The 9,565-nt window shown below is 50.6% G+C and carries 10 protein-coding genes; 1 reads left to right on the top strand and 9 read right to left on the bottom strand.

Annotation, left to right across the window (positions count from 1 at the left end):
- Positions 1-9: 9 nt before the first annotated feature.
- The 3 genes from V3S16_RS13185 to V3S16_RS13175 form a co-directional block, all read right to left on the bottom strand.
- Positions 10-807: an electron transfer flavoprotein subunit beta/FixA family protein gene (locus V3S16_RS13185; protein WP_413885670.1), complete on the bottom strand. Its 798-nt coding sequence runs from the start codon at positions 805-807 to the stop codon at positions 10-12.
- A gap of 10 nt (positions 808-817) precedes the next feature.
- Complete coding sequence (locus tag V3S16_RS13180) at positions 818-1,954, bottom strand: acyl-CoA dehydrogenase family protein (RefSeq protein WP_413885668.1); 1,137 nt, start codon at positions 1,952-1,954, stop codon at positions 818-820.
- 120 nt (positions 1,955-2,074) lie between these two features.
- Positions 2,075-2,608 (bottom strand): hypothetical protein, encoded by a 534-nt coding sequence (locus V3S16_RS13175; RefSeq protein WP_413885667.1) that lies wholly within the window; start codon positions 2,606-2,608, stop codon positions 2,075-2,077.
- A 915-nt stretch (positions 2,609-3,523) separates the two neighbouring features.
- Between V3S16_RS13175 and V3S16_RS13170 the strand changes: the two genes are divergently transcribed.
- Entirely contained in the window at positions 3,524-3,670 is a 147-nt protein-coding gene (locus tag V3S16_RS13170; protein ID WP_413885666.1) for a hypothetical protein, read from the top strand.
- A gap of 236 nt (positions 3,671-3,906) precedes the next feature.
- Here the strand turns inward: V3S16_RS13170 and bioA are convergent, their stop codons facing one another.
- The 6 genes from bioA to bioB all read right to left on the bottom strand — a co-directional run.
- Positions 3,907-5,226, bottom strand: coding sequence for an adenosylmethionine--8-amino-7-oxononanoate transaminase (gene bioA / locus V3S16_RS13165; protein ID WP_413885664.1), 1,320 nt, complete (start codon positions 5,224-5,226; stop codon positions 3,907-3,909).
- Positions 5,223-5,960, bottom strand: a complete 738-nt coding sequence (gene bioD / locus V3S16_RS13160) for a dethiobiotin synthase (protein ID WP_413885663.1) — start codon at positions 5,958-5,960, stop codon at positions 5,223-5,225. Before bioD ends, bioA begins: the two co-directional genes overlap by 4 nt.
- Positions 5,957-6,754, bottom strand: coding sequence for a methyltransferase domain-containing protein (locus V3S16_RS13155; RefSeq protein WP_413885661.1), 798 nt, complete (start codon positions 6,752-6,754; stop codon positions 5,957-5,959). The genes bioD and V3S16_RS13155 overlap by 4 nt, the downstream gene beginning before the upstream one ends.
- Positions 6,732-7,472 carry an alpha/beta fold hydrolase gene (locus V3S16_RS13150; protein ID WP_413885659.1) on the bottom strand — a complete coding sequence of 247 codons (741 nt, stop codon included), beginning with the start codon at positions 7,470-7,472 and terminating at the stop codon, positions 6,732-6,734. Before V3S16_RS13150 ends, V3S16_RS13155 begins: the two co-directional genes overlap by 23 nt.
- Positions 7,469-8,653, bottom strand: coding sequence for an 8-amino-7-oxononanoate synthase (gene bioF / locus V3S16_RS13145; protein WP_413885657.1), 1,185 nt, complete (start codon positions 8,651-8,653; stop codon positions 7,469-7,471). Before bioF ends, V3S16_RS13150 begins: the two co-directional genes overlap by 4 nt.
- 15 nt (positions 8,654-8,668) lie before the next feature.
- A partial coding sequence (gene bioB / locus V3S16_RS13140; RefSeq protein ID WP_413885655.1) for a biotin synthase BioB occupies positions 8,669-9,565 on the bottom strand: 897 nt, incomplete at its 5' end.

Genomic DNA, 9,565 nt, shown 5'->3' with positions numbered 1-9,565 from the left:
CAGGATTCTTTACATCACGCCGGCATCAGCCAGTTTTTGAACCAATCGTTCAGCTTTTTCTTCCCTTGTTCCGGTAATTATTTCAACTTCCCGCTTACTTTCTATGGCGGCAAGGTTTGCAACAATTGTCGGCGACCCTTTTTGCCCCACGGTTTCTTCCAACAGGCCTAATTGATTAATTCCCCACGCGGTAATCTCTTTACTTCTGGCTTTGATAATTCCTGAAAAGCTGAGTGTTCTCGGAGTATTCAGCTCCCTGGTTACCGTGAAGACAGCCGGAAGTTTTACCTGCATCAGGCGATATCCATTTTCAAGGCCAGCCTTTACTTCCCACCATTCTCCACCATATTCAACCAGCTCTTTAACCCTTGTAACCACCGGTATCTTCAACCACGTTGCGATTTGTGGCCCGACCCATTCCGTGCTGCCGTCGCTACTTGCCATCCCGCAAAAGACCACATCATACTTTCCGATTTTCTCTATACCTTTGGCAATGGTATACGCCGTGGCATAAGCATCTGCACCGCCAAAGGATCGATCGGAAAGCAGGAATCCATCGTCAGCGCCCAAGGCCAGACATTCTTTTACAACACTACCTGCCGCCGAAGGTCCCATACTGAGCACGGTAATATGGGCATCAAGCTGCTCTTTAAGTTGCAGGGCTGCTTCCATAGCATTTTTATCGAGAAGATTTAATACCAGCGGAACATCGAGCCTCTTTAGGGTTTTGGTGACAGGATCAATTTTGATTTTGTGAGCCTCTTGGGGGTCTGGAACTGCTTTGACACATACGACGATCTTAAGCATTGTATAAATCCTATGAAAGCACCCAGCGGGCGACAATAACCTTCATAATATCCGAAGTCCCCGCGGATGGCCCTAGTACAAATGAATCGCGCAAATAACGGGTAACGGCATACTCCTCCATGCACCCATAGCCGCCATGGATATCAGCGGCTATTTTCGCCGCTCTTTGGGCTGCTTCCGTGGTAAAATATTTTGCTACGGCAAATTCGTTGCTGCAGCGTTCACCCTTATCCTGCATGGCAGCGGCTCGATAGCCCAGCAGACAGCCCGCTTCCAGATCGATTTTCATGTCCGCCAGTTTGTTTTGAATCGTTTGCAATCTGCTGATCGGTTTTCCATAAAGAATGCGTTCATTTGCAAACTTAACCGATGCCTCCAGACAAGCAGCCTGCAGTCCCAGTGCGCAGCCGACCATACCGCCTCGGCCGACGTCGCCAATGGCGGCCAGGGCAACCCGCATGCCTTTACCTTCAACGCCTACCAGATTTTCTTGGGGAACCCGGCAATTTTCATAGGCCAGCTCACCGGTATTGCAACCGCGCATGCCGACTTTATTCTCTTCATGGGTGGCCTTGAATCCTTCCATCCCTTTTTCCATGATAAAGGTCGAGAAGGCTTTGGGATCTTCCTCGTCCTTGGCCAGAATTATAATGGTGTCGGCAATATGGGAGTTGGTAATGAAGCATTTGCGTCCGTTGAGGATATAATCGCCGCCGTCTTTCTTATATGTTGAACGGATACCGGTAGGGTCCGATCCCCCTGTTGTTTCGGTCACAGCGGTAGCGGCCAATCGTTCTCCTTTTGCCAGACCGGGCAGATACTTCTTTTTCTGCTCCTCGCTGCCGAATTTTAAGATGGGCTCGATACCCAGTGCAAAAACCTGGAGCATCATGCCCGCCCCTACCGAAACCTTGCTGACTTCTTCCACCGCGATAAGACGGGCAATGTATCCAAGCCCAAGGCCGCCGTATTCTTCCGGGATGGTCAATGCCATCATTTCTGCCTCAGCCATGGCCTTGACAACTTCGTCACTGACCTTGCCGGTTTCTTCCATTTCAGGAACCTTGGGAGCAACCTTGGCTTCAGCAAATTCACGAGCTGCTTTCCTGAACATTTCCTGTTCTTCTGTAAAAGTAAAATCAATCATTTTCAATTTCCTCCTTTATATAAAAGTTGAAGTTATCATCCTTTTGATCAAAATCGCTTAATTAATACCAGAGACCGGAAACTCAGCTTGATTTTTAATAACGTCTGCCCTAACTTTAGCTCACTTCAAGCTTATTTGAGCTTTTGCACGGATCAGGAGCTGACTGAATTTATAATTAATCTCTACAACGTTGGTCTGCCATATCTTGTCTGTCTCAACATTCGGCACAACCGCGGAACCCGCAATAGATTGTTTTTCCGCCAGATCGTTTTTTAAGACCTGATTTCTTTCCTGAGTCATCAACTCAAGTTCATCCATATAGCCGTCATATACTGACACAAGCCCTGTTATATCTATATTGCAAATATCATTTAACAGGGCCAGCTGCGGCTTATTATCGCGGTTTACATCCAGGTCGTCTAAAAGCGCATTAAGCAATATATCATTTACAATCACATCATAAGTCTCAATCATGCTGTCCAACTCTAGGGCAAATTTATCTTGGTCCAGCAGACCGTCCTGATATTTCTGAATCAACCCCTTGATTCTTTGCCCGGCTTCTTTTAGCATTTGCTCTTGCTTTTCTTCATGGCTTAACGTCAAGTGTTTGGTCTTTTCCATAACAAGATCGAGAGTGCTTTTGATTTCTGCCATTTTACACCTCTTTAAATTTGAATTCCCCGCTGCGACTCGACTGACCTTCGACCCGAGCTCAGGCCGAGGGCCTCGCCGAAGTCTTACAGCGCGGGATGAATTCAAATGAAAATAAAATCCTTTTTAATGAGAAAGTGCGGTGCCTTTTGCCATCTGATCCCGTCCCGCTTCCAGCGGGACGGGAGTTTTATAAAATCGTAACACGATTTTATTCAGGGTATGTTGTTTACATGATCAACAAATGTTGAGTTTATGATTTTAAGGATTTGTTCCTTGGAGTAAAGTTTCCCGGAACCTATTCCCGGGCATGCCTTTGATACTTGTCGCCATTTTTTGGAAGAACGTAAGTTTTCGAACCAGAATGGAGACGTGCGGCACTGCCGGATTCAAACAAAATTCCTTGATCAAAAAATAGGCTCGATGTCGTATCGTCATTGGTTATTGGTCATTGGCATGCTTGAAGAGCGTTTTGCTTGATGGGGATAAAATCTTTTTATTAACACCCCTCAAGGCCTTCAGGCCGCTCCTCAAACAAGGTGCTCCTCAAGTGCAATAATCTATGTCCTGTGACTTATAGCACGCGATATGGGCAAGATCAATTAAAGATATATCCGTATTTTTAGGAATAACCGCCGGGCCAATCCTCTTCCTGCTTGACATAAGACCCCAATTTTACTATACATAAAATCGCAAAGCGATTTTACAACTAGTGCCCACCCATAAATACATTTGAGCACTATGTAGTTTCCAATTCATAAATGAGATATTTTTTTGATGAGCAAGGCCGCACAAGGGTTTTCGCCCGAGGCGTACGTCTGTACGTCGAGGGCGGAAACCCGCGGAGAACGCCGCTCATCGGAAAAATAGCCATTTATGGATGGAAACTAACTAATAGGTGGGATGAAGGGAGAAATTATGAAAATTGAAATTCAAAAATTAACGGACAAGGATCTTGAAAGCAAAGGCGTTGCACCCGGTCGATTTTCCTGGTTCACATTTTATTTTCCAGATTTTTTACCGTCACCCAATACAGTGTCATTTACGGCGTTCTGGGGTCCCTGATCTTGATGGTGCTCTAGGTCTATTTTTCCTTTTTGCTGTTCTTTTTCTTTGCTGAATTTACATTTGTTTCTGACAAATTAGATGTCCTTGTATTTGAACAAATGTATCTTTTCCGCTTCAGCCATAGCGTCAAGGAAAAAAAGATCCAAAAATTTCTCTTCAATCACCCCCAACGGATTTTTGAAAAGTATGCGAAGCGCTATGCAGAACCCATTTTATTGAAAAACCTTAGCCCATCATGCGGTCTGTTCAACCGCGGACCTTAATATGGAGAGCATCCGGTTGAGTTCTTCTTCCGTAATTGTTAGCGGCGGCCAGAGGTAGACGGCCCGGCCTAAAGGACGTATGAAAAGTCCCCCTTCAAAGGCATGCCTGGCAATCCGGCGCGCGCGCTCAATCACCCCGCTGTTGGCGTTAACTTCAACAACCCCCATCATGCCCAGCGTTCGAACCTTTGAATTTCCAAGCATGACGCCCAATTCGCGCATACCAGCATCGAGCTGTGCAATCCTGGGCCTTAAATTTTTCAGAATCTTTTCCTCTTCATACACAGAGAGAACGGCCAGAGCAACGGCGGATGTAATGGGGTTCCCGCAGAATGTGTGGCCGTGATAAAAGGTTCGATCCCGCGCTCCCTCCTGGCGGAATGAATCATAAATCGTATCGGTAACGATAACAGCGCTCATGGGCAGTGTGCCGCCCGTCATCCCCTTGCCAAGGGTCATCATATCGGGTGCTATCCCGGCGCGCTTGCAGGCAAACATGGACCCCGTACGGCCGAAGCCGACGGCGATTTCATCGGCGATGAGAAGCAGACCGTATTGGCTGCACAATTTCCTCAACCGGCGCAGGTATTCTTCAGGATAAATGCGAACCCCCGCCGCGCCTTGGCATAAGGGCTCCACTACCACGGCCGCCGTCTCATCACAGTGATTGCGGATAAGCTCATCCATGGAACTGAAACATTCAACATCACAGGCGTCCGGCTCTTGGCCATGAGGACATTGGGCACAGTGCGGCGACTGCGCCCGGTAGGCCCGGTGGATAACCCCCTTAAAGCCGCTGTGGAAGGTATCGACGTATCCGACACCCATGGCTCCCAACGTATCTCCATGGTACCCGTCGGCCAGACCGATAAATTTCGTGCGGCCCTTCTCACCATTATTGACCCAGTATTGAACAGCTATCTTCAAGGCTGCCTCTACGGATGAAGCACCATCACAGGAAAAAAACGAATGGCTGAGAGCTCCCGGCGTTATTGCGGCCAGCTGTTCTGCCAGCTCGATTATTTTCCGGTGGGACATTCCGCCCAGTATTACATGTTGAAGCCGGCCCGCTTGTTCACGGAGGGCCTCGATCAGTTTAGGGTGTGAGTGTCCCAGGTTGACACACCACCACGACGCAATGCCGTCCAGCACCGGCCGGCCGCCGACCTCGTAGAGATAGACGCCCTGGGCGCGTTCAATAATGGGGAAATCCATCTTCTCAAAAGATGTAATTTCCGTATACGGATGCCACAAATGCTTAATGTCACGCTGCCGTAATTCTATGGTCATTTGACTCCCACTCTTTCCAAGATTTTCTGCAGGCCGGGCATATCGCGCTCGAATTGATCCCAAAGCTTTTCGCTGTCAGGGCCAAGGCCGGCCAGATGTCTGACGTGGCCCAGCACATAGACATCACCTAATCTGGCAACGGTTTCGAGGTTATCCTGCTTGATAAAATCGTCCTCCGGCGATCCGGACTCCACCTCGTTGAACACCACACCGAGAATCTCTAAACCGGATAAGCGCAGGGCATTAATTGAAAGAAGACTGTGATTGATCGTACCCAGGCCCGCGTGCGCCACCAACACCACCGGAAAGCCAAGCGTCATCATAAGGTTGAGTATGGTCGTTTCCTCATCTAAAGGAACCTTAATACCACCCACACCCTCCACGACCACTATCTCATGGTGTGTGAGGAGTTGCTCCAGACAAGCCTGAATATGCGCAATCTCCGGGTAGCGCCGTTTTATTCGTCCCGCCAGATGGGGTGAGCACGCCGGCTCATAAATGTAAGGCGTCATGAGCGCCATCTCGTGGCGCGAAGGCTGCATGCCGGCCGCAGATAGACAGAAGTCCAGATCGGGGGCCACCAAACCATCTTTTCCAGGTACTCCTCCTGTCTGTATTGCTTTGACCGGAACGGCGTCAATGCCCCTGCTTCTCAGCCAGCGCACGATCCCCGCGGTGATAACCGTCTTGCCGACGCCGGTCCCTGTTGCGGTTATGAAAAGACCCTGATTCATTGGATAGACTCGACAACCAAATATAGAACTTGATAAGTGACCGGTACCCTCCCATGGGCCAGCGCATGGTGATGTTCATAGTATCGGGCGACTTTTTGAACCTCACTTACCGACCTGGGGCTATAGCCCCAGTGATGTTTAAATAATGCGCCGACACCCTTGAAAGAGCGCAACGCGTCCAATCCACTCTTGTAAAGGCACTGAACCGCTTCCTCCCTGGCAAGGAGCAGCTTAAACCCGGCTCCGTCCAGCGCGTTGATATAGATATCGGGCGACGCATACTCCAGGCCCGGCATTTCCTCACGAAGTACAGTTTGGTAACTTTCATGCAATTCTACAAGCGATCCGGCAACAGGCACTGCCAAGGCAAACAAGCCGCCGGACTTGAGCATTCCTGCCAGCCGGCCAATGGACTGCACGCGAGCGCTGAACCACTGGAAGCAAAAACTCGACGCGATCAGATCGAAGGGTTGCTGTGTATCAAACCTCTCGGCATCGGCTACCTGAAATGACAGCGACCCAACATGAGCCCAACGTTTAAGGCAAATGTTCACCATCTCCGGCGCTATATCAATACCCAATATACAGGCTTCGGGATAGCGGTCATGGAGCAACTCGACCAAAAAGCCCGTACCGCAGCCCACGTCAAGGATGGAGTTGACGCGACCTGTTGGGGACAACATATTCATCAGGCGTCTGGCCGTACGGCGCTGGGGATCGGCCCAGCGCTCGTAACTGCTTGCCGCCGCTGAAAAATTTCGGGCTACGGCCTCACTGTGAACTAAAACCGGCATCGATTACATCTCTTATTAATCCAGCAACACGATAAGGAGCGGTGAATAGAAGGGCATGCGAGCCACCTTGAACCTGATCGAGTCGAGCTTCAGGTATCGTTCTCTGCATGAATCGGGCGCATTCCACAGGGATAATCCTGTCGTTAGCCCCGTGCAACAAATGGACCGGGACTTTAATTTCCGGCAAAATGTTACGCAAATCCTTTGCTTGCAAATACCGCAATCCTCTTGCCAAGTGCTCAACGTTTATACATTCGGCGCCGTCGATAAATTTACCCAGCAATTCATCCGCCTCAATCGAAGATCCCAGGCCGTCGCCGATACAGAACCGGGCGAATTCTTCAAGGACCAAACGCGGGGTCCGGCTGAATCTAGCATGCATCGCCCTCAAGACGCTTGAGTCTACGCCAGGGTAATTTCCTGTGGATGTCATCCGCGGGGTACCGGAAACCAGCACCAACTTCTTGACACTCCCCGGCCTAAGTATGGCACCTTCCAAGGCCACCAATGTCCCCAGAGACCATCCGACAATAATGACTCTACCTGCTTCTCTTTCGAGAACCCGCAATAATGCGTTCTCCTCAGCGGCCCCATTCAAGCACTCCCACCACTTTACGTAACAACAGGAAACGGGGCGGTCTATTTTATTTATGACCAGCTCCCAGCACGATGAGCCGGTGGCCCAGCCGGAAATGAATATCAAACGCTCACGACTCACAGTACCCCCCACTGCCGGGCGGATTGGGCAAGCTCTTTGGCCGCGAATTGTAAATCGTCGATGGAATGAGCCAGAGTCACCGACATCCGCAGACGTGCCGTTCCGGCTGGAACCGTTGGCGGACGAATGGCCGACACCATTATCCCTTTTTCCCAAAGCGAGCCCGCCAGATTCATGGCCTGCTGGTTGTCACCGATATGAATAGGGAGGATTTGCGACTCAATCTCGGGAAGAGAAAAACCTTCTTCAACCAGGAATTCACGAAACCTTTGCACCCTTGCCAATAACTCTTGTCCCATTTGCGGCATCGATTCCACAAGTGCAACCGCCATGTGGCTGCCGCCCAGGCACGCCGGAGGCAGACCCGTGGAATAGATGAAGCTGCGGGCCCGGTTGATTAAAAAAGAGCGCATGGTATCTGAACAGGCCACAAAGCCGCCGTATCCTCCCAAAGCCTTGCTCAGTGTTCCAATAACTATTTCAGGCTTGATCTCCTGGCCCTTGATCCGGCAGACGCCACCTCCTCTTGCACCCATTACCCCGATAGCATGCGCCTCGTCCACCACCATAATCGCCTTATAACGTTCGGCAAGCTCAGCCAAACACTTAAGAGGAGCGATATCGCCGTCCATACTGAAGATTGAGTCGGTTACAATGATGCGGCGGCCCCCGGTTTTACTCTTCTTGAGCAAACGCTCCAGATGGTCGATGTCCTTGTGGCGATACCGATGCCACTTCGCGCCACTCAGTAACATCCCGTCGATCAGACTGGCATGATTCAGCCGGTCGGCGAAGATTTCATCTTCCCGCCCCGCTATGGCCGTAAGAACGCCGATGTTCACCAGAAAACCGCTGCCGAACACAAGCGCCGCCTCCGCTGCCACCATGCGCGCCAAATCGGTCTCAAGCGCAGCATGCAGCTCCAGATGCCCGGACATAAGGCGTGAAGCCGTCGCACCACACCCCCATCTCTCTGTCGCCCCGATAGCGGCAACCTTGACTTGGTGATGGTTGGCCAGATTTAGATAGTCATTGGAAGAAAAATTAAGAACCTTTCTGCCTTCTATGGATAGCTTCCCGCCGGTCTCGGGCAGTACCCTCAGTTCCCGAAACAAGCCTCGCTCCCGCAGGGAAGCCAGCTCCCTGCCAAAATACGTATCCAACTGTCGATTATTATTCATGGACGCAAATCCTCATCAGGTCGACGCCAGTGCTTTGAGATTTTCAATCTCGGCGCCTTCGATAGAAACTTCAAACCCCAAATCCGTGACCATCTCGTAGGCTTCTTCGGCCGACTGACCACCCGTTGTTAGGTACCCGGCTACGAAAATCGAATCAACAACGTAAAGCGCCAGCGGCTGAAGCGAACGCAGATGGTACTCCCGTCCGCCAGCCGCACGAACCTCACTCTGCGGGTTGAGAAAACGCGCCAGACAGAGCACCTTCAAGCACCGCTGAGGGCTCAGATCCTTAGCCCGATCTTCAAACGGGGTCCCCTGAACCGGGATCAGAAAGTTAATGGGAACCGCATGGGGTTTTATGTCGCGCAAGGCATATAACAGGTCGATGATGTCCTCATCCGATTCCCCCTGCCCGATGATGCCGCCGGAACAGATTTCCAACTCCGCCGCCTTGCAGTTGGCAATGGTGGCGAGCCGATCGCGGTATGAATGCGTTGTGCATATCTGGCTGTAAAAGCGTTCACTGGTGTTGAGATTGTGATTCACTCGATCCAGCCCCGCAGCTTTGAGCCGACCGGCCTGGCCCTTATCCAAAAACCCGATCGAAGCACACAGCGACAAGCCGGTTTCTTCCTTGATGGACCGAATGATATCGCTCAGGCGATCAAGATCTTTTTCAGTGGGACCGCTGCCGCTAAGAGCCATACAGAACCGATGGGCGTTCATCTCCATGGCTCCGCGCGCCTCCTCCAGCAGCCTTTTTTTTGACACCAGCGGATATTTTTCAATCTTGGCCACAGAGACTTTTGACTGCGAACAATAGTGGCAGTCCTCAATGCATAAGCCGCTCTTGGCATTGCTCAATACGTGAATAAGCACACGCTTTTCAAAATATTCACGGCGTACCCGATA

The sequence above is a fragment of the Candidatus Desulfatibia sp. genome (genome assembly GCF_036446775.1).
Lineage (GTDB): Bacteria > Desulfobacterota > Desulfobacteria > Desulfobacterales > UBA11574 > Desulfatibia_A.
This window is presented reverse-complemented; position numbering and strand designations above follow the sequence as displayed.

What these genes read in the sequence shown, in the direction of transcription:
- V3S16_RS13185 (WP_413885670.1), bottom strand. Translation starts at nt 807, where the DNA reads ATGCTTAAGATCGTCGTATGTGTCAAAGCAGTTCCAGACCCCCAAGAG.
- V3S16_RS13180 (WP_413885668.1), bottom strand. Translation starts at nt 1,954, where the DNA reads ATGATTGATTTTACTTTTACAGAAGAACAGGAAATGTTCAGGAAAGCA.
- V3S16_RS13175 (WP_413885667.1), bottom strand. Translation starts at nt 2,608, where the DNA reads ATGGCAGAAATCAAAAGCACTCTCGATCTTGTTATGGAAAAGACCAAA.
- V3S16_RS13170 (WP_413885666.1), top strand. Translation starts at nt 3,524, where the DNA reads ATGAAAATTGAAATTCAAAAATTAACGGACAAGGATCTTGAAAGCAAA.
- bioA (WP_413885664.1), bottom strand. Translation starts at nt 5,226, where the DNA reads ATGACCATAGAATTACGGCAGCGTGACATTAAGCATTTGTGGCATCCG.
- bioD (WP_413885663.1), bottom strand. Translation starts at nt 5,960, where the DNA reads ATGAATCAGGGTCTTTTCATAACCGCAACAGGGACCGGCGTCGGCAAG.
- V3S16_RS13155 (WP_413885661.1), bottom strand. Translation starts at nt 6,754, where the DNA reads ATGCCGGTTTTAGTTCACAGTGAGGCCGTAGCCCGAAATTTTTCAGCG.
- bioF (WP_413885657.1), bottom strand. Translation starts at nt 8,653, where the DNA reads ATGAATAATAATCGACAGTTGGATACGTATTTTGGCAGGGAGCTGGCT.